Genomic DNA, 20,764 nt, shown 5'->3' with positions numbered 1-20,764 from the left:
ATTTATATCACTAAAACTCCTGCTTTAAGAGTTTAACAATCAGCCTACAAGTTAAAAATTTAGAAATTTACCTTAAATTAAGCTTTTTTTAAATAAAATTAAGTCTTTTTAATAAATTTAGTCGAAAGGAATTACTGTGCCAACCATAAATCAATTGGTCAGAAAAGAGCGCAAGAAAGTGATTGTAAAATCAAAATCTCCAGCGCTAAAAGAGTGTCCTCAAAGAAGAGGCGTTTGCACGAGAGTTTACACAACAACTCCGAAAAAACCAAACTCTGCTTTGAGAAAAGTTGCCAAGGTTAGATTAACCAGTGGCTTTGAAGTTATTAGCTATATCGGCGGTGAGGGTCACAACCTGCAAGAGCACAGCATCGTGCTAGTTCGCGGCGGTAGGGTTAAAGACTTACCTGGTGTTAAATATCACATAGTTCGTGGTGCGCTTGATACTGCTGGTGTTGCAAAAAGAACAGTTTCACGTTCTAAATATGGTGCTAAACGTCCTAAACCTGGTCAAGCAGCTGCTGCAGCGGGAAAAAAGAAATAAGAAATTAGGTTCGCAGACGCGCTTTTAATTTAGTTGCGTTTGAGTAAAATTTATAAAATTTGAAGGAATAATCAAATGAGAAGAAGAAAAGCCCCTGTAAGGGAAGTTTTACCTGATCCGATATATGGAAACAAAGTAATCACTAAATTTATTAATTCGCTTATGTACGATGGTAAAAAAAGCGTAGCAACCGAGATTATGTACGGTGCTATCAAAGCTATCGAAAAAAGAAATAGCGAAGTTAAAGGCATAGATGTTTTTAACGATGCTATTGAAAATGTAAAACCAATCATGGAAGTTAAATCACGCCGCGTTGGTGGTGCTACATATCAAGTTCCTGTTGAGGTTCGCCCAGTGCGCCAACAAGCTCTTGCTATCCGCTGGATAATCAGCTATGCAAGAAAGAGAAGCGAAAGAACTATGATAGACAAGCTTGCTAACGAGCTGCTTGATGCTGCAAATTCAAAAGGTGCATCTTTTAAGAAGAAAGAGGATACTTACAAAATGGCAGAGGCTAACAAAGCGTTTGCTCACTATCGCTGGTAATAAGGAATATTTATGTCAAATAGAAAAACCCCATTACATATGGTTAGAAACATCGGTATCGCGGCTCACATTGATGCTGGAAAGACTACAACCAGCGAAAGAATTCTGTTCTTTACAGGTATGAGTCATAAACTTGGTGAGGTTCACGATGGTGCTGCTACGATGGACTGGATGGAACAAGAAAAAGAGCGTGGTATTACAATTACCTCTGCTGCTACAACTTGTTTCTGGAAAGATCACCAAATTAACCTTATTGACACTCCGGGCCACGTTGACTTTACTATCGAAGTTGAGCGTTCCATGCGTGTTCTTGACGGTGCCGTTGCTGTATTTTGTTCGGTTGGTGGCGTTCAGCCTCAGTCTGAAACAGTTTGGAGACAAGCTAACAAATACGGCGTTCCAAGAATGGTTTATGTAAATAAAATGGACAGAGTTGGCGCAAATTTCTATAACGTAGAGAGCCAAATCAAAAACCGCCTAAAAGCAAACCCGGTGCCTATTCAAATTCCAATCGGTGCTGAAGATACATTTAAAGGCGTAGTTGATCTAGTAACTATGAAAGCTTTGGTTTGGGAAGATGATAGCAAGCCAACTACATTCGTAGAGAAAGAAATTCCAGCCGATTTACTAGAAAAAGCAGAAGAGTACCGTGCGAAAATGGTTGAGGCTGCAGCTGAAACCGATGATGCGCTTATGGAGAAATACCTTAGCGGTGAGGAGCTTAGCGTTGAGGAGATTAAACAAGGTATAAAAGCCGGTTGTCTTTCAATGTCAATTATCCCTATGGTTTGCGGAACATCATTTAAAAATAAAGGTGTTCAACCACTTCTTGATGCTGTCGTTGATTATCTTCCGGCTCCAGATGAGGTTGAGGCGATCAGAGGCGAGTATGAAGACGGCACAGAGGTAAAAGTTGAGTCAGCCGATGATGGCGAATTTGCCGGTCTTGCATTTAAGATCATGACAGACCCGTTTGTCGGTCAGCTAACTTTCGTTCGTGTTTATCGTGGTAGTCTAGAGAGCGGTAGCTATGCTTACAACTCAGCTAAAGGCAAAAAGGAAAGAATCGGTCGTCTTTTAAAGATGCATTCAAATAAAAGAGAAGAGATCACAGTTCTTCACGCCGGCGAGATCGGCGCTGTTGTAGGCTTGAAAGAGACTCTAACAGGTGATACATTGTCAAGCGAAAAAGATAAAGTAATCCTTGAGAGAATGGACTTCCCAGATCCAGTTATCTCTGTTGCGGTTGAGCCAAAAACTAAGGCAGATCAAGAGAAGATGGCACTTGCACTTCAAAAGCTAGCGCAAGAAGATCCAAGCTTTAGAGTTAGCACAGATGAAGAGAGTGGTCAAACTATCATCTCTGGTATGGGTGAGCTTCACCTTGAGATTATCGTTGATCGTATGCTTCGCGAATTTAAAGTTGATGCAGAGGTTGGACAACCTCAAGTTGCATACCGCGAAACTATCCGCAAAACAGTTGAGCAAGAGTACAAATATGCTAAGCAATCAGGTGGACGTGGTCAATACGGACACGTATTCTTGCGTCTTGAGCCACTTGAGCCAGGCACTGGATTTGAGTTTGTTAATGACATCAAAGGCGGTGTCGTACCTAAAGAGTATATTCCGGCTGTTGAAAAAGGTTGTAAAGAGGCGCTTCAAAACGGTGTTCTTGCAGGATATCCTGTGGAAGACGTTAAAGTTACGCTATTTGACGGTAGCTACCACGAAGTGGATAGCTCTGAAATGGCGTTTAAACTTGCTGCTTCAATGGGCTTTAAAGAGGGTGCTAGAAAAGCAGGTGCGGTTATACTTGAGCCTATGATGAAGGTTGAAGTTGAAACTCCTGAAGAGTATATGGGTGATGTTATTGGCGACCTTAACAAGCGCCGCGGACAAGTTAGCTCAATGGATGAAAGAAGTGGCAACAAGATCGTTACAGCATTCTGCCCACTTGCTATGATGTTTGGTTACTCAACAGACCTAAGAAGCCAAACTCAAGGTCGTGCTACATACTCTATGGAATTTGATCATTACGAAGAAGTTCCTAAGAACGTATCTGAAGAGATCATTAAAAAGAGAAATGGCTAAAATTTAGGGCGGGATTTCCTCGCCCTTTTTTAATTTTATAAACTGACAAATATACTTTTATATAGCCTATTTTGTCGATTTAAAATAACACATACTAAATAGCATTAATTTATATTTTGTCCTCATAGCTCAGCTGGATAGAGCGCAAAATTCCTAATTTTGAGGCCGTGAGTTCGAATCTCGCTGGGGACACCACCTCATTTATATCTTAAAAATCTCTTCCGATTTTTGGTTTTCTTTAGTACCGTTTTCTTCTAGCATGTTGTTTAAAATATCTTTAGTGTCTTTTCTTATCTCGTCTATGGTGCTCTCTACTTTATCCTTGATCTCTTCGGCACTTTTTATAGCCTTATCAGTAACTGCACCTATGATATCTTGAGTGCTTCCTTTTATTTCTGAGGTTTTATCAATGACATCTTTTGCAGCGTTAGAGCCTTTTTCTATTATTTTGTTGGCAGCATCTTTTGTGGAATCAACTATCTCTTTAGCTTGTTTGCCATCAGAGCATCCTGATAAAAGTAGAGTTAGCAGTATTGCAGATATTGAAATTTTATTCATAAAATAGCCTTTTGTTTTATTCTGTATATTTTATGAGAATTTAGTTAATATTTTAGTTGAGGTCAAAGCTAAATTTATCACTTATTTCAATATTTGAGCTTATGATGCTTTTAAATTTTACATTCTTAAATTCCAATTCAAGCTCATAAAATGCACCTAAAAATCGGTAACTTAATACATTTGCTTCAAATTTGTTGCCGCTTATAATTTGTTCTGGTCTAAACATATATCTCTTGTTTTTAAGCCACTGCTTAAATTCATCTGGAAGCACTTCTATATTGTATCCTGCCACAGAGTTCATCTCGCCTAAAAATTTTGCCACCTCGAAATTACTAGGATGAAAATAGAGTTCTTTAGGTGTGCCAATATCTAAAATAATACCATTTTTAATAAGCGCAATTTTATCACTTAGCATAAAAGCATCTTCTTTATCGTGAGTTACCATAATAGCACTTAGACCGTTTTGTTTGATCATCTGTTTTAATTCGGATCTTAAAGTATGGCGGAGATTGTGATCTAGGTTTGCAAACGGCTCATCAAGCAATAAAAGCTTCTCTTTGTTTGCCACCGCTCTTGCAAATGCCACGCGTTGAGCCTGTCCTCCTGAAATTTGATCACACATCTTATTTTTTAAATCTTTTATTTTAAATTTCTCAAGTAGACTTTTTATCTCTATATCGCGTTCATTTTTAGGCATTTTTGAAAGAGCGAATTCTATATTTTTATAGACATTTAAGTGTGGAAAAAGAGCATAGTTTTGAAACATCATAGCCACACCACAACCTTTTTTAAGCTCTATATCTCCGCTATCTTTTGTCTCAAGTCCAGCTATAATTCTCAAAAGAGTGCTTTTGCCACATCCACTTTCGCCCAAAATACTTAAAATTTCACCTTCTTTTAGCGTCAAATTTATATGTTTCAAAACTTCTATGTTATTAAATTTCTTGTTTAAATTTCTAATATTTAAAATTTCCATTATGCTTTTTTCCTAGATATTATTTCAAGCCAAATTACTGCCGCTAAAGATAGCAAAACTATCAGTAAAGATGGTAATGCCGCCGCATATAGTCTTTCATCTGTGGCATAGAAAAATGCTCTAATACTAAGAGTTTCAAAGCCAAGCGGACGCAGTATCAAGCTTAATGGCAGCTCTTTTACAATGTCTATAAAAACTACAATCAACGAAAGAAAGAAAAAGTGCCTTAACAGAGGAAGGTGCACTTTGAAAAAAAGCGTGAATTTGGATTTGTTAAGAAGCAAGCTCGCATCATCTATATTTTTTGGAATTTTTGCATAGCCGCTCTCTACAGCATATACTGAAGTCGCTAAAAATCTTACAATATAGCCAAAGATCAATACGACAAACGAGGCTGATAAAAATTGAGTGCCAAAATTTCTATCTATATATCCGAATACTATCATCACGCATAGGCCTATGCTTGCCCCTGGGAGTGCATAGCCAAGAGAGGTAGTTTTTAGCAAGAATGTATTTAGCTTATTGTTTTTGATAATTCTTGTTGAAAATACTAGAAAGAAGCTAATAAAAGTTATTAAAATTGCACTTATGATAGCCATTAGAAGCGAATTTCCAGCCATGGTTATAAATTCTAGCTTGAAATCTTGAATCGTCATTATGCTCCAATAAACAAGCCAGACAACAGGAAATAAAAATGCCAAACAAAAAATTACAAAGCACCATAAGAAAGCTAAAATTTTGCCTATATTTCCAAGTTCGCTTTTGGCTGTTGTTTTTGCGATATTGTGCGTATTGAAGCTATAACCTTTTGAGTTTTTATTGATATGCTCAAATATCATTATGACAAATACTAAAACCATTAGCATCGCAGCCAAAATAGATGCGGAGTATGAGTCTCCTAAGTCAAACCATAGTTTAAATATCCCTGCGCTAAATGTTGTCACTCCGTAATAAGCCACCGTGCCGTAATCGCTTAAGGTCTCCATTAAAACAAGCATTGCTCCGCCTATAATGGCCGGTCTAGAGAGCATCACTGCTACTTTAAAGATTTTAAACTGAGATAGTTTATAAATTTTACATACGTCAAAAAGTACTTTTGACTGAGTTTTAAAGGAAGTTTTTGCAAACATATAGATATATGGATAAAGTGATAGCGAGAGTACGAAAATGGCTCCGTAAATATTCATAAAATCAAGTCTAAAGCCGAAAATTTTATGAAAATAGCCTTGAAACTCCATTATTCCGACATAGCAAAAGCTAAATATATAAGCTGGTATGGCAAGCGGAAGCATTAGGGCATATTCAAAGAAATTTGCAAAAGGAAATCGGTAGTTGGCTACTATCCATGCCGAAATAACGGCTATTGTGGCACTTAGAGCCAAGACCCCGAAAGCTACTAAAAAAGTGCCTTGAATATACCTTAAAAATAGATATTTAAAAAAATGCTCTAAATTGGAGTAGTCTCCAAAAGCTATCTCGAAAAAAATGCTGATAATAGGGACTAGGATGATGAGGGCGACCGTAATCGCCCAAAATTTGATATTCACTTATTTCCAGCCAGCCATATCAAATATTTTTACGGCTTCGCTTATTTTTTCTACAGATTTATAAAGTGGAGTTGAGTCCTCTTTGAATTTTCCAAACGCTTTGATTGTATCGCTTGGCTCTACTGCTGTATTTACAGGGTATTCGTAGTTAATGCCCGCAAGTATCTTTTGAGCCTCAGGACTTACTATGAATTCCATAAATTTGATAGCATTCTCTTTATTTTTAGCAGCTTTTGTCAGTGCTATACCACTTATATTTACGTGTGTTCCGCGGTTGTCTTGATTAGGGAATATTACTCCTAAAATTTTAGCGACCTCTACATCTTCAGGCTTTGGAGAATTTAGCATAAGTCCGATGTAGTAAGTGTTCATTACTGCTACTTGACCCTCGCCTGCAAATATTGCTTTAGCTTGGTCTCTATCTCCACCTTTTGGATCGCGAGCCAGGTTGGCTAGAGTGCCTTTAGCCCATTTACTAGCAGCGTCCATGCCTTGACTCTCTATTATTGAAGCTAGAAGAGATGTATTGTATGCTGCTGTCGCGCTTCTTATTAGAAGTTTGCCTTTTAGCTCAGGCTTGGTTAGATCTTCGTAGTTTTTAATAATACTTGGATCAAAATTTCTCTTATCGTAAGCTATAATTCTAGCTCTTTTTGATATTGCAAACCAGCAACCCTCTGCATCTCTATATTGAACCGGAACGATTTTTTCTAGAGTTTGCGATTTTACGGATTGCAATACGCCTTTTTTCTTAGCTGTGTGGAAATTTCCTGCATCCGCAGTAATGAAAAGGTCTGCTATAGAGCTATCGCCCTCTACCTCAAGCTTTTTAATAAGCTCTCCACCTTTTGCTTGAGTTGCGTTTACTTTAATTCCAGTTTTTTCTTCAAATAACTTATAAAGTTGCGTGTCAGCGTCATAGTGGCGAGCAGAATATATGTTTATTTCAGCAGCAAGTGCAAAACTTGCTAGCAAACTTAAAGCTAGTATGCTTTTTTTCATGTCTATCCTTTTTAATGGTATTGAAACTCAAAATATTAGCATTTATTTCTTATAATAATATTAAGTATCAACAATATAGTTGTTGTAGGCTTAAATAATAACATTGATACTTATTAAAAATTTTTTAACCAAAAAGTGATAAAATTCTGCCATTTAAAATGATAAAAAGGCAAAAAATTGAAAAAATTTCTACTTCTATCAATGGCTGCATCAGCTGCTTTTTCTCAGTTTCAAAGTGTTAATGTAACCCCTCAAAACATTAATGATTATGAGCAGATTGTAGATATCAGAACAGAGCCAGAATGGAGAGCTACAGGCATAGTAAAAGGTGCTAAAACAATAACCTTTGATCCTTATAATACTACTAAATTTATACAAGAACTAAAGGAGAACTTTGATATCTCAAAGCCTATTGCTTTAATATGTAGAAGCGGCAACAGAAGTTTTCATGCGGCTAGAATGCTTGATTCCGGCGGTCTAAATATAATAAATTTACATGGCGGAATGGGAGCTTTGATTAGACAAGGCTATGAGCCTGTTCCTTTTAATAAATAAATTTTATTCAAAAAAGATTTCAGGGGCAATGCGCAATAGGCATGTATAGGCATGCAGTGCGCTTTGCTCTCTTATATAGTTTCTATCTCCATTTAAATTTAGCCTGTCGACTATGATCTTACCGTTTTTGCTTAAAGCTCCTACAAATACGGTTCCTACGGGTTTTTCCACGCTTCCACCATCAGGTCCTGCTATTCCGCTAACAGCTAATGCGAAATCAGCTCCGCTTGAACGAATAGCCCCGCTTAGCATCTCATTTACACATTGCTCGCTTACCGCTCCATAAGTTTCAAGAGTGTCTTTGCCAACTCCTAGCCATTCAGCTTTAATCTCGTTTGCATAAGTTATAAGCGAGCCGTCAAAAGCGGCTGAAACTCCTGCAAATTGACCAAATTTAGCTGCTATTAACCCTGCAGTGCAAGACTCAGCAAAGGTAATTTTTAGATTTTTTCTAATGAGTGTTTTTGCAATATGCTTAACTAAATTTTTACTAGCGATAAATTTTTGAGAAAATAGATTTTTAACACCGTTTATAAAGCTTTCTATCTGACCAAATTTATTAGCTTCCGCCCTTACGATAACTAAATTTTCTATGATTTGGGATAGATAAATTTGTACCTCATAAGTTTTAGCAATCGGTTCTAGTAAAATTTTAGTACTTTCGCTATCGATATCAAATAGGCTAAAATAAGTAAAATTTATATTTGGTTTTATGTGAATTTGTCCTATTTCTTTAGTTGGAACAGCTTTTATGAGATTTACTTGAGTCTCATTTAAATTTATTAAAAAGCTATCTTTGGTTATTGTTAGAGCCTTGCTTGGCGCAAGTGTATTGTGCTCTTTTAGTTCTATTAAATCCTCGCTTAATGTGGACAAAATTTTAGCTGTAGTTGCGTAATTTTCGTTTGAGGCAAATATACAAAGAGTATCAAATTTAGAGCATAGGTTTTCTATTATAAACGGCAACTCTTTATCGCTTTTATTTACGAAACTAAATTCCCCAAGCTCTTTAAAATGCGCTTTATAACAAGATAATATATAGTTTAGAAAAGTTGAGTTTATGTTTAAATCTTCTCCGATTATCAAAAGTGCATTTTTCATAAATTCTCCTTTCAATTTAGACCATTATATCACAAAAATATAGGCGAAATTTTAGCATATAAGCTCATTTTTCAGAAGCGTTTAATCGCCACTTTGATAAAATCTACCAACTTAAAAATAAGGTTAAAGTATGGATTACAAAGATACACTTCTGCTTCCGAATACGGAATTCCCTATGCGCGGTAACCTTCCGCAAAATGAGCCAGATAGGTTAAAAAGTTGGTATGGCGAGCGCGATATCTATTCAAAGATGAAAAATAAAAGAGAAAAAGCGAAAAAGAGCTTCAGCCTCCACGACGGACCCCCTTACGCTAACGGAAATTTGCACATCGGACACGCACTTAACAAAACCCTAAAAGACATCATCACTAAGACTCACTACTTCTTTGGCGAAGATATCCGCTATACTCCGGGCTGGGACTGCCACGGTTTGCCTATCGAGCAGCAAGTTGAGGTAAAACTCGGCGAGAAGAAAAAGGAGATGAGCACAACTCAGATCAGGGAGTTTTGTAGAGAGCATGCAAGAGAGTTTATAGGGATCCAAAAAGAGGGCTTTAAGCAGCTTGGTATAGTTGGCGACTGGGACGATCCTTATCTTACGATGAAATTTAAATTTGAGGCTGAAATTTATAAGACGCTCTGTAAGGTCGCTAAGCGCGGCCTTTTGATCGAGAGAAGCAAGCCTGTCTACTGGAGCTGGGCGGCAAAATCAGCCCTTGCAGAAGCTGAAGTCGAGTATGAAGACAAAGAGGACTATAGCATCTACGTAGCCTTTAAACTAGGCAATGAGGCGCTAAAAAAACTTGGAGTAAAAGAGGCAAGCGCAGTCATCTGGACTACGACTCCTTGGACTCTTCCTGCAAACCAAGCCATAAGCTTAAATCCAAATGAAAAATACGTAGTTACGGCTGAAAATTTGATATTTGCCAAAGAGATGATCGAAGAGCTCGTTAAAGAAGGGCTTACAAAAGGCGATATCGTTAAGGAATTCAAAGCAGGCGAACTTGAAAATCTCCACGCGATAAATCCTCTAAACGACCGCGAGTCTAAATTTATCCTAGGCGAGCACGTTACTATGGACGGCGGAACAGGACTTGTCCATACGGCTCCTGGACACGGCGAGGATGACTATCACATAAGCTTAAAATACGGCATGGAAGTTATCATGCCTGTGGACGAGGCAGGACTTTACGACTCTACACTTAGAGCTAAGAAGCTTTTCCGCGCAGACGTGGTAGATGAGCTGGTCGGCATGCATATATTTAAAGCTAACGAGAAAATTTTAGAAATTTTGGGCAAAAGCCTACTTAAAGTTAGCAAATTTACCCACTCTTATCCTTTCTGTTGGAGAACGCACAAGCCTGTTATATACCGCGCGACAAAGCAGTGGTTTATCGCTATGGATGAGCCAAAGATAGATGGAAAGACTCTAAGAGAAGTTGCGCTTGCCGAGATAGAAAAGGTTAAATTTTACCCTGCAAGCGGTGCAAGAAGGATAGGGCTGATGGTTGCAAATCGCCCTGACTGGTGTATCTCTCGCCAAAGAGATTGGGGTGTGCCAATCGCGTTTTTTAGAGATAGAGAGACGAAAGAGCCGATATTTGATAGTGAAATTTTGGATTTTGTAGCCAAAATTTTCGAAGAAAAGGGAGCTGATGCTTGGTGGGATATGGAAATTTCACAGCTTCTACCGCCAAACTCCAAATACGACGCTAAAAATTTAGAAAAGGTAACCGACATCCTTGATGTGTGGTTTGATAGCGGTAGCACTTGGTCCGCTGTTTTAAAGAGCGGAGATTACGACGCGGGAAGCTATCAGTCCGATATGTATTTAGAGGGTAGCGATCAGCACAGAGGTTGGTTTCAAAGCTCACTTCTTTTAAGCTGCGCAGCAGAAGGACAAGCGCCTTATAAAAGCGTCTTAACTCACGGCTTTACCGTCGATGAAAACGGTCAAAAGATGAGTAAGAGTAAAGGTAACGTCGTAGCTCCGCAAGATGTGATCAAAACTTACGGCGTTGAAATTTTGCGCCTTTGGGTTGCGCTAAGCGACTATTCAAGCGATCTAAAGATAAGCGATAACATATTAAAACAAGTTAGCGAGCAATACCGCAAGATAAGAAACACGATAAGATTTTTGCTTGCAAACGTAAATGACTTGGATGATCTGGAGACTTCAAATTTCAATATCCTTGATAAGTGGATACTAAGCCGTGCCAGACGTGCTTTTAGCGAGGTTGAGGCGGCTTTTAGAAATTATGACTTTTCAAAAGGCTTTAGCGTACTTATGAATTTCTTGAGTGCCGATCTTTCGGGCATCTATCTTGATATTTGTAAAGATAGGCTGTATTGTGACGAGATGGACGGCGATCGCAGAAGATCGGCTCAAAGCGCGATGGCTATCATCACAAGAGCGCTCTTGCCGCTTATCGCGCCGACGCTTACATATACTGTTGATGAAGTTATGGACTACGCGCCTGAAATCATCAAAAACGGAGCCAAGGACGCCTTTGATTTTGAGTTTGCGCCGATAGAGTTTGAATTTGAAGTGGATGATGAGCTTTTAGCTCAAAGTAGAGAAAAATTCTTTGAGCTTATAGACGTGCTTAAAAAAGATAAAAAGATAAAATCAACTCTTGAACTAGTGCTTCAAACCAGCTCAAATTCTATCCTGAGCGAAAACTTAGACGAGATAACCGATTGGTACATGGTAAGTGAGATCGAGAGCCTTGATGATAAGGATAGTTTGGCTGAATTTGAGATAGGACATGACAAATTTAAGCTTGTAATGTCAAGCAAATTTAAGTGCCCAAGATGTTGGAAATTTAGCGCTAGACATGACGGCGAAACCTGCCCAAGATGTGAAAGAGTGCTTAAAAATGCTCTCTGAGCCGATACATTTTAGCGTCATCGTAGCCACTATAGCAACGATACTTTGCGTAGTAGGCATCGGTATAGTTTTAGTAAATAAATTTAAGGAAAACAGATGATAACTTTAAAAGAGGCTTTAAAGCTCTCAAGCGAGGAGATAAAGTCGCTAAGAAGCGAGCTTGAGGCAAAAATCATAGCCGAGAAAAAACTCGGAGCTTATGTAGAACAGCTTGCAAATTTGCCTATCTCAAAACTTGGCGAAGGCGTGCCTATCGCGATAAAAGATAATATTCAGGTAGATGGCTGGAGTATCACTTCATGCTCTAAAATTTTAGAGGGTTACATAGCGCCTTATAACGCAACTGTTATAGAAAAGCTTTTAGAGGCGAATTTAGCACCATTTGGTAGAACAAATATGGACGAATTTGCGATGGGTAACACTACCGAGAGTTCAATTTATGGAAAAACTTTAAATCCTTTAAATAACGCCCACATCCCTGGCGGTAGTAGTGGCGGTTCGGCGGCGGCAGTTGGCGGCGGTATAGCCATAGCCGCACTTGGAAGTGATACAGGCGGTAGTATTCGTCAGCCTGCTGCATTTTGCGGATGTGTGGGCTTTAAGCCGACTTACGGACGCGTAAGTAGATATGGTCTTGGAGCTTACTCAAGCAGTTTGGATCAAATAGGACCTATAACTCAAAACGTCGAAGACGCCGCGATACTTTATGATATCATCGCAGGACATGATGAAAGAGATAGCACAAGCGTAAATAAGAAATTCGAAACTACTGCAGATAAGCTTAACGCCGATAGAAAACTAACAATATGTGTGATAGAAAACTACATAAACGAGGCTAGTGAAGAGACTAAAAGCGCACTTTTAAAAGCGGTTGGTGTATTAAAATCAAATGGACATAAGATAGTTTATAAAAATTTAGACACTTCAAAATATGATATAGCAACCTATTATATAATAGGAACTGCCGAAGCGAGTGCAAATTTAAGCCGTTTTGACGGAGTTAGATATGGACGCAGAGCAGAGGCTAAAAATTTAAAAGAGTTATATATCAACTCTCGCTCGGAAGGCTTTGGTGATGAGGTAAAAAGAAGAATTTTACTAGGAACCTTTGTGTTAAGTAGCGGATATTACGATGCTTATTATATAAAAGCGCAAAAAGCAAGAGCGTATACAAAAGCAAAATATGAGCAAATTTTAAGCGAATGCGATCTCATGTTAATGCCTGTAGCACCTACTACGGCCCCTAAATTCGGTGATATTACAGATCCGCTTCAATCATATTTAGCTGATATATATACTATAGGTGTCAATTTGGCTGGACTTCCTGCGATATCTGTTCCTGTGGCTAAGGATAAAAACGGCTTAAATGTCTCGGCTCACCTTGTGACTAAGGCATGGGATGAGCAGACTCTGCTTGATGGCGCATTTGGCTTGGAAAATTTAATAAAAGGATAAAGATGAAGATAGTTAAAAGAGCTCTCACCTTTGAGGACGTACTTTTAGTTCCGCAGTATTCTGAAATTTTACCCAAAGAAGTTAGTATAAAGAGTGTATTTTCTAAAAATATTACTCTAAATATCCCCATTGTATCGGCTGCTATGGATACGGTTACTGAACACAGGACAGCCATTATGATGGCTCGCTTAGGCGGTATAGGGGTAATACATAAAAATATGGATATAGCCTCTCAAGTTCACGAAGTAAGACGGGTGAAAAAGAGCGAAAGCGGAGTTATAATAGATCCTATATCTATCTCTCCAGATGCAACGGTTGGTGATGCGCTTGATATGATGGCAGACCTTCATATCTCAGGAGTTCCTGTTGTGGATAGTGAAAATAAACTGATTGGAATTTTAACAAACCGTGATTTGAGATTTGAAAACGATAGAAGAGTGCTTGTAAAAGATCGTATGACAAAGGCTCCTTTGATAACAGCTCCAAAGGGTTGCACTCTTGATGATGCTGAGAAAATTTTTAGTCAAAATAGAGTGGAAAAGCTTCCTATAGTTGATAAAGATGGACATCTTGAAGGGCTCATAACTATAAAAGATCTTAAAAAACGCAAAGAGTATCCAAACGCAAATAAAGATAGATATGGCAGACTTCGTGTTGCTGCTGCTATCGGTGTAGGGCAGCTTGACAGGGCTAAAGCTCTTGTGGAAGCTGGCGTAGATGTTATAGTTATGGACTCTGCGCATGGACACTCAAAAGGCATCATAGATACTTTAAAACAGGTAAAAGCAAATTTTAACGTAGACGTAGTTGTCGGAAATATAGCAAACCCAGCCGCAGTTAAAGACTTAGCAGAGGCAGGAGCAGACGGCATAAAAGTAGGAATCGGTCCGGGATCAATTTGTACTACAAGAATTATAGCAGGAGTAGGCGTACCGCAAATTTCAGCCATTGACGACTGCGCAAACGAGGCTAAAAAATATGGAATTCCTGTTATAGCAGATGGTGGAATTAAATATTCAGGAGATATCGCTAAGGCCCTTGCCGCAGGTGCTAGCTGCATTATGGCTGGAAGCTTGCTTGCAGGATGCGAGGAGAGCCCGGGGGAGGTTATAACCTTCCAAGGAAGACAATATAAAGTATATAGAGGTATGGGCTCTATCGGAGCTATGACAAAAGGAAGCTCTGATAGATATTTTCAGGAAGGCACCGCTCAAGATAAGCTTGTACCAGAGGGTATCGAAGGTCGTGTGCCTTATGTCGGCAGTATTAAAGAGGTTGTGCACCAATTACTTGGTGGCCTAAGAAGCGCTATGGGTTATTGTGGCTCAAAAGATATCGGAACTCTTCAAGAAAAGGCCGAATTTGTCGAGATAACAAGTGCTGGACTTAAAGAAAGTCACGTTCATGACGTAGTTATAACACAAGAAGCACCGAACTATAAAGTTAATTAGTGTTAAATTTAAAAACCAAAAGAGAGAAATTTGACGAGCCGCTCTATCTTGAGAGCGGTCGGATTCTCTCAAATTTTGAGCTTGTTTATGAAACTTACGGAAATTTAAATCAAGATAAAAGCAACGTTATTGTCATTTGCCATGCGCTTACCGGCTCGCACCATGCCGCAGGCAGGTATGAAAACGATACGAAATCAGGCTGGTGGGACGGATTTATAGGTGATGACAAAGCAGTTGATACGAATAAGTTTTTTGTCATCTGTGTAAATATCTTAGGCTCAAATTTTGGCTCCACAAATCCGCTTAGTATCGAAAAAAGCACAGGTAAACAGTATCGCTTAAGGTTTCCAGTCCTTACGATAAGCGATGTGGTAAAAGCTCAGATGAAGCTCTTTGAAAGGCTTGGTATAAAGCAGGCTCACGCGGTTATCGGCGGCAGTCTTGGCGGTATGCAGGCACTTTGCTTTGCGATAGAATTTCCAAATTTTGCAAAAAACGTAATCATCATGGCAAGCACCTATCAGACCAAGCCTTGGGCGATCGCTTTTAATAAAATCGCAATCGAAGGCATTTTGCGTGACAAGGAGTTTAAAGACGGCGAATACGATCCAAACGATATCGCCGAGAGCGGACTTGTCGGCATGGCACTTGGCAGGATGGTGGGGCACATTAGCTTTTTAAGTCCTGATTCGATGGACGTGAAATTTGGCAGAAACTATGTCGAGACAGACGGACTTTACGAGCTTACGGGGCGCTTTCAAGTAGATAGATATATGGAGTATAACGGGCATAATTTCCCAAAGCGCTTTGATCCGTTAAGCTATCTTTATATCGTTAAGATGATGAATATCTTTGACTGCACGAGGCATTATGATAGCCTTGGCGACGCGCTTTCTTGTATCAAAGCAAGGCTAACTCTCATATCATTTGGCGGTGATATACTCTTTCCGCCAAGTTGTATGAAAGATATGGCGGACGAGCTTGCCAAGCTTGAAAAAGCCTGCGAGTGCGAATATATCGAGATAAATAGTAGCTACGGGCATGATGCGTTTTTAGTTGAGATTGATAAATTTGAAGATCATGTAAAAAAGGTTTTAGGATGAGTGAAGAGATAAGACAGGATCAGTTTGAAGATAAGCTTATAAAGGCAAATGAGATTTTAGAGCGATTAAGTGATGAGAATATCAGTCTAGAGGAGAGTGTAAAGCTCCATAAAGAGGGCAAGAAACTTCTTGATGAAGCGGCTAAAATTTTACAAAACGCCAAGCTTGTCATAAACGAAGTAGGGGATGAAAAAGATGAGTAAAATTTGTGCATTGCAGCTTGCAACTCAACCTATGAGCGATTCTAGACTTGATTATTATTTTAAGATGTGTGCCGATGAGGATGCTCGTCTTATAGTGCTTGGAGAGTATGTTCTAAATAGCTTTTTTAAAGAACTTGAGACCATGCCTAAAAGCATTATAAAAGAGCAGAGTGAGAGGAAAAAAGAGTCGCTTTTAAATCTTGCCAGTAAATATGATTTGACTATAGTTGCGCCTTTCGTTTTAAGCAAAGGAAAGGAATTTATAAAAGTCGTTGCAAAATTTAATAATAGCGGAGTCAAATTTCATGAACAGCAAATTTTAATGCCGTATTCACACTGGAATGAGGCGAAATTCTTTAATAACGCTCAAGAGGACAAGATAAATTTTATGACCTTTATGCATGAAAAATTTAAAATCGGTGTGATGTTTGGTTACGAATCTCACTTTGACCCTGTCTGGGCATATATGATGAATAAAAAAGTAGATATCATAGTAATGCCGACCGCGAGCACTTTTTTTAGTGAAAATCGCTGGGAAGAGCTTTTAAAGACTAGAGCTTTTACGAATAATACATATATTTTACGGGTAAATCGCGTGGGAAATCATAAGGTAACCGCCGGTCAGTGGAATTTTTACGGAGATACGATGCTTATTGATCCTTTAGGTGAAGTTGAAGCCAGTCTTGGAAACGGCGAAGAGATGTTACTGGCAAAGGTTAGTAAGCAAAAGATTGGTAATGCCAGAAATTTGTGGGAATTTAGAAAGATACTTCACAAGAGAGGACTTGTTTAATTGTCTAATTTCTTATTTTAAATAGCTAAAAGTATCTAAGTCTCTTTTGGATATAATCGATATAAATTTTAAATTCAAGGTCAAATTTTGAAAAAAGTCCATTTTATAGGTATAGGCGGCATAGGAATTTCGGCAATCGCTAGGTTTTTAAATGAAAAAGGTTTTGAGATAAGCGGTAGCGATATCAAAGAGAGTCCAACTACCATAGAGCTACAAAACCAAGGCATTAAAGTCATCACTCCTCACTGCAAAGAGGCTATCAAAGATCAAGATTTCGTCATATATTCAGCAGCTATAAAGAGCGATAATATCGAACTTATCGAGGCTAAAAATAAAGGCATAAAGTGCTTATCTCGCAAAGAGGCACTGCCTATGGTTTTGGAGGGCAAGCGTGTATTTGCTGTGGCTGGAGCTCACGGCAAAAGTACTACTTCTGCGATGCTATCCGGTCTTCTTGAAGGCTCTGTAATCATAGGGGCGATCTCCAAGCAGTTTAACTCCAATATGAAATATGAAGCGCATGAAAATGTGATATTTGAAGCCGACGAGAGTGATTCTAGCTTTTTAAACTCAAACCCGTATCTTGCTGTCGTAACCAATGCGGAGCCCGAGCATATGGAACACTACGAGCATGATTTGGAGAAATTTCACGCCGCATATCGCGGATTTTTAGAGCGTGCTAAAGTTAGGGTGATAAATGCTGAAGATGAGTTTTTAAGCACCCTAAAGATAGAGGCGGTTAGACTAAATCCAAGCGTTGATATAACCGATATGAATATGGTTGTAAGAGATTTTGTCCCATATACCACCTTTAATCTAAAAAATTTGGGCAAATTTGAGGTGCTTGGAATGGGCGAATATATAGCAATTGACGCTAGTTTGGCAATTTTGGCTGCAATTAACGAGGTATCTTTAAGCTCAATTAGAGAAAATTTGCTAAATTTTAAAGGGATAAAAAAACGCTTTGACATACTTACCGCAAGTCGTAAATTTGTGCTTATAGATGATTATGGACATCATCCTACGGAGATTAAAGCTACTTTAAAATCCGCATTTGAATATGCTAAACTACTTGGAATTTCAAAAGTTACAGCCATATTTCAGCCACATAGATATACTAGACTTAGTGCGAATTTGGATGCGTTCAAAGAGAGTTTTAAAGGTGTAGACGAGCTTGTGATTTTACCTGTTTATGGGGCAGGTGAAACTCCTATAGATATCGATTTGAAGGATGAATTTAAAGAGTATAATCCGGTAATGACTAAAAAAGTCGAAAGAGAAGGCGATGCTATCGGATTTATAGATGAATTTGGAGTAAAAAATTTGCTTGATGACGGGCTTGTAATAGGCTTTGGAGCAGGAGATATCACATATCAGTTGAGAGGAAATTTATGAGAATTTTATTTATTTTAGCGGCTCTTTTACTGGTTGTTTTACTATTTAGCATAAAACATGAAAGCCTTAGTCTAAAAGCTAAGGCAATGCTTACGATAGTCATATCTATTGTTTGCGCAGCCGCTTGTTTTTATCAATTTGAGTTTGAAAATAGACAGGCTAAATCTCAAGAAATTTTAACACTTTTTAATCAGGGAAAAATTTTAAGGTGTGGAGATATTGAAGTAAGTAATTCAAAATTTAATTACGAATTTGGCACTTCCTCTTTTGTTGCAAAACGCGCAATCACAGAGCTTCGTAGCGTAAAAGTAGATATTAAAAATTGCGAGGCGAAGTAAGTGGATAGGCTTATTCAAACCCTTGATTTGACTGAATATATCGCTAAATTTAGCTCATTTTTAGCCCGCAAAAAGCCTCTTTTTATTCCCGGAGACACAAGACTTCACTATGAAAAGATTATTGAACTCTCTTTGATGGAGTTTAAGGAGCCAGAGGATACCGCAAATTTAGACGATGCACTAATGCACCTTAGTAAACAAGCAATACTTCATATAAGTGAAATTTACGAATTTGCCAAAATTATCAGATATTTTACCTATCTAAAAACTCTAAAATTTGAGAAAAAACTTGGAGAATGGCTTGCAAAGATAGAAATTCCGGAAGCGGTTTTGAAGGCTGCAAACTATTTTGATAAAAACGGTGAGTTAAAAGATGAGATAGATGAGAGATTAGTTGGCATAAGAGCCGCTTTTAACACAAAAAAAGCAGAAATTGATGCCGATATGAAAAGGCTTATATATTCTAAATCAATAACTCCTTATCTTGTCGATACACAGGTGCATTTTATAAATAATCAAGAGGCATTGCTAGTTAGAGGGGGCTTTAATCACGCCTTAAAAGGCACCGTTATAGGACGTAGCGCTAGCGGCTATTTTTACGTAATGCCAGCAAATATCGAAAAGCTAAAAAAAGAGCAGAGTGAGCTAATAGATAAAAAAGAGCAGATAGTTTACGAGTATGCAAAGCAAATTAGCGGAGTTTTTCATAAGAATCTACTCTTTTTAAAATTTATAAATACAGCCTTTGACCTTTTTGATGCCTATAGTGCTAGGGTTTTAACGGCTAGAAGCTTGGATTACGAGTTTGTTTTAAGTGATAACTCAGATAAGATAATTCTTAAAAATTTTGCCCATCCTGCGCTTAAAAACCCAAAGAGCGTAAATGTTGATTTTAGTAAAAAAGTTCTTTTAATAACTGGTGTAAATGCCGGCGGTAAATCTATGCTACTAAAATCAATAATAGCTGCTGCCTTTATGGCTAAGTATCTTTTGCCTATGAGAATAGATCCTCTTAACTCTCGCATAGGTGGATTTAAGGAGTTTGATACCATCATTGAAGATCCGCAAAACGTGAAGAACGATATCTCAACTTTTGCTGGCAGGATGATGCATTTTGCTAAACTTTTTACAAAGAAAAATTTGCTAATCGGTATTGATGAGATAGAGCTTGGAACGGATTTTGAAGAGGCTGCAAGCTTATACGGAGTGATGATAGAAAAGCTTATAGCTCAAGATATTAAGATGATAATTACGACCCACCACAAACGTTTAGCAATGATACTTGCCAAAAATAGTGAGGTTGAGCTTGTGGCGGCACTTTATGACGAGGCAAATTCTCGTCCGAAATTTGAGTTTTTAAAAGGAACTATTGGCAAATCATACGCCTTTGAAACAGCGGCTAGATACGGAATCTCTCAAAATTTGGTAAGCGAGGCTAAGAGGCTTTATGGAGAAGATAAAGAAAATTTAAATGAAATAATCTCAAAGACTCTAAATTTAGAGGTTGAGCTAAAACAAAGGCTTGAAAATACACTCAAAAAAGAACAAAAATTAGACAGCCTAATAGACAGCTTAAGAGATCAAAAAGAGCGTTTTGAAATTGAGCAGCAAGAGATTGTAAATAGGCTTGAAAGAGAGTATTTTAAGGCTATAAATGAGGCCAAAAGAGCTATAAATTTAGATGATACCAAAGAGAAACAGCGCGCTTTAAATAGAGCTAATGAGGCTAAAAAAACGATAGTAAAACCAGAAGTTGCCACTGCGCCTGAGTTGAATATAGGAGATCATGTAAAATATGGCAAAATAAAGGGAGTGGTGATAAATTTAAGCAAAAACGATGCGACAATACAAACCGATGCTGTAAGCTTAAGGGTGCCTATAAAGATGCTAAAAAAGAGCGGAAATCCGCCACCTGCACCAAAAAAATCAGGAGTAAATTTAAAAGTGCAAAAGCCAAGCAGTGCAAATGTAGTTCTTGATTTGCACGGAATGCGTGCTGATGAAGCCATAGATAAATTAGATAAATTTATAAGCGATAGCCTTGTCATGGGTTTTGATGAGATAAGCGTATTTCACGGAATAGGCACAGGTAAACTAGCTTATGCGGTCAAGAATTTTTTAAGAGAACATCCTAGTGTGAAGGAATTTTTTGATGCACCACCAAATCAAGGTGGTTTTGGAGCAAAGATTATTCGTCTTTAGTAATCTAAATATAT

18 protein-coding genes and 1 tRNA gene are annotated in these 20,764 nt (G+C 38.2%); 14 read left to right on the top strand and 5 right to left on the bottom strand.

From position 1 onward, the window contains the following. Nucleotides 1-136: 136 nt before the first annotated feature. The 4 genes from rpsL (at nt 137) to CDOMC_RS07565 (ending at nt 3,376) form a co-directional block, all read left to right on the top strand. Nucleotides 137-544, top strand: coding sequence for a 30S ribosomal protein S12 (gene rpsL, locus CDOMC_RS07580; RefSeq protein WP_169974390.1), 408 nt, complete (start codon nt 137-139; stop codon nt 542-544). Nucleotides 545-619: 75 nt separating this feature from the next. Continuing rightward, nucleotides 620-1,090, top strand: a complete 471-nt coding sequence (rpsG, locus tag CDOMC_RS07575) for a 30S ribosomal protein S7 (RefSeq protein WP_172129080.1) — start codon at nt 620-622, stop codon at nt 1,088-1,090. 12 nt (nt 1,091-1,102) lie between these two features. Continuing rightward, entirely contained in the window at nt 1,103-3,181 is a 2,079-nt protein-coding gene (gene fusA, locus CDOMC_RS07570) for an elongation factor G (protein ID WP_172129078.1), read from the top strand. A 118-nt stretch (nt 3,182-3,299) separates the two neighbouring features. Then, nucleotides 3,300-3,376: transfer RNA gene (locus tag CDOMC_RS07565), tRNA-Arg, on the top strand. A gap of 6 nt (nt 3,377-3,382) precedes the next feature. Here the strand turns inward: CDOMC_RS07565 and CDOMC_RS07560 are convergent. Genes CDOMC_RS07560 through CDOMC_RS07545 form a run of 4 tightly spaced genes read right to left on the bottom strand, consistent with a single transcriptional unit; the run spans nt 3,383 to nt 7,264 of the window. Next, nucleotides 3,383-3,739, bottom strand: coding sequence for a lipoprotein (locus tag CDOMC_RS07560; protein ID WP_172129076.1), 357 nt, complete (start codon nt 3,737-3,739; stop codon nt 3,383-3,385). Nucleotides 3,740-3,791: 52 nt separating this feature from the next. Further along, nucleotides 3,792-4,709, bottom strand: coding sequence for an ABC transporter ATP-binding protein (locus tag CDOMC_RS07555; protein ID WP_336244380.1), 918 nt, complete (start codon nt 4,707-4,709; stop codon nt 3,792-3,794). A gap of 5 nt (nt 4,710-4,714) precedes the next feature. Beyond that, nucleotides 4,715-6,262, bottom strand: coding sequence for an ABC transporter permease (locus tag CDOMC_RS07550; protein ID WP_172129072.1), 1,548 nt, complete (start codon nt 6,260-6,262; stop codon nt 4,715-4,717). Next, nucleotides 6,263-7,264 (bottom strand): Fe(3+) ABC transporter substrate-binding protein, encoded by a 1,002-nt coding sequence (locus CDOMC_RS07545; protein ID WP_172129070.1) that lies wholly within the window; start codon nt 7,262-7,264, stop codon nt 6,263-6,265. 177 nt (nt 7,265-7,441) lie between these two features. Between CDOMC_RS07545 and CDOMC_RS07540 the strand changes: the two genes are divergently transcribed. Beyond that, nucleotides 7,442-7,819, top strand: coding sequence for a rhodanese-like domain-containing protein (locus CDOMC_RS07540; RefSeq protein ID WP_172129068.1), 378 nt, complete (start codon nt 7,442-7,444; stop codon nt 7,817-7,819). Between the two features lie 3 nt (nt 7,820-7,822). Here the strand turns inward: CDOMC_RS07540 and CDOMC_RS07535 are convergent, their stop codons facing one another. Further along, on the bottom strand, nt 7,823-8,920 hold the full coding sequence (locus CDOMC_RS07535) for a CinA family protein (protein WP_172129066.1): 1,098 nt from the start codon (nt 8,918-8,920) through the stop codon (nt 7,823-7,825). 130 nt (nt 8,921-9,050) lie between these two features. Here CDOMC_RS07535 and ileS point away from each other — a divergent pair, with 130 nt between their 5' ends. The 9 genes from ileS (at nt 9,051) to CDOMC_RS07490 (ending at nt 20,750) form a co-directional block, all read left to right on the top strand. Next, nucleotides 9,051-11,810, top strand: coding sequence for an isoleucine--tRNA ligase (gene ileS / locus CDOMC_RS07530; RefSeq protein WP_172129064.1), 2,760 nt, complete (start codon nt 9,051-9,053; stop codon nt 11,808-11,810). Nucleotides 11,811-11,906: 96 nt separating this feature from the next. Further along, nucleotides 11,907-13,265 carry an Asp-tRNA(Asn)/Glu-tRNA(Gln) amidotransferase subunit GatA gene (gatA, locus tag CDOMC_RS07525; RefSeq protein WP_172129062.1) on the top strand — a complete coding sequence of 453 codons (1,359 nt, stop codon included), beginning with the start codon at nt 11,907-11,909 and terminating at the stop codon, nt 13,263-13,265. 2 nt (nt 13,266-13,267) lie between these two features. Further along, nucleotides 13,268-14,716 carry an IMP dehydrogenase gene (gene guaB, locus CDOMC_RS07520; protein WP_172129059.1) on the top strand — a complete coding sequence of 483 codons (1,449 nt, stop codon included), beginning with the start codon at nt 13,268-13,270 and terminating at the stop codon, nt 14,714-14,716. Beyond that, nucleotides 14,716-15,819, top strand: coding sequence for a homoserine O-acetyltransferase MetX (gene metX, locus CDOMC_RS07515; RefSeq protein WP_172129057.1), 1,104 nt, complete (start codon nt 14,716-14,718; stop codon nt 15,817-15,819). Before guaB ends, metX begins: the two co-directional genes overlap by 1 nt. Further along, a complete protein-coding gene (gene xseB, locus CDOMC_RS07510; protein ID WP_172129055.1) occupies nt 15,816-16,022 on the top strand; it encodes an exodeoxyribonuclease VII small subunit in 207 nt (68 codons plus the stop codon). Before metX ends, xseB begins: the two co-directional genes overlap by 4 nt. Next, complete coding sequence (locus tag CDOMC_RS07505) at nt 16,015-16,815, top strand: carbon-nitrogen hydrolase family protein (RefSeq protein WP_170018609.1); 801 nt, start codon at nt 16,015-16,017, stop codon at nt 16,813-16,815. Before xseB ends, CDOMC_RS07505 begins: the two co-directional genes overlap by 8 nt. Before the next feature lie 87 nt (nt 16,816-16,902). Further along, a complete protein-coding gene (gene murC, locus CDOMC_RS07500) occupies nt 16,903-18,210 on the top strand; it encodes a UDP-N-acetylmuramate--L-alanine ligase (RefSeq protein WP_172129053.1) in 1,308 nt (435 codons plus the stop codon). Continuing rightward, nucleotides 18,207-18,548, top strand: coding sequence for a hypothetical protein (locus tag CDOMC_RS07495; protein ID WP_172129052.1), 342 nt, complete (start codon nt 18,207-18,209; stop codon nt 18,546-18,548). The genes murC and CDOMC_RS07495 overlap by 4 nt, the downstream gene beginning before the upstream one ends. Next, a complete protein-coding gene (locus CDOMC_RS07490) occupies nt 18,549-20,750 on the top strand; it encodes an endonuclease MutS2 (RefSeq protein ID WP_172129050.1) in 2,202 nt (733 codons plus the stop codon). Nucleotides 20,751-20,764 lie beyond the last annotated feature (14 nt).

Source organism: Campylobacter sp. RM16192, from assembly GCF_004803855.2.
Taxonomy (GTDB): domain Bacteria; phylum Campylobacterota; class Campylobacteria; order Campylobacterales; family Campylobacteraceae; genus Campylobacter_A.
Note: the sequence above shows the minus strand (reverse complement) of the source record. Positions and strands in the feature narration are given on the sequence as shown.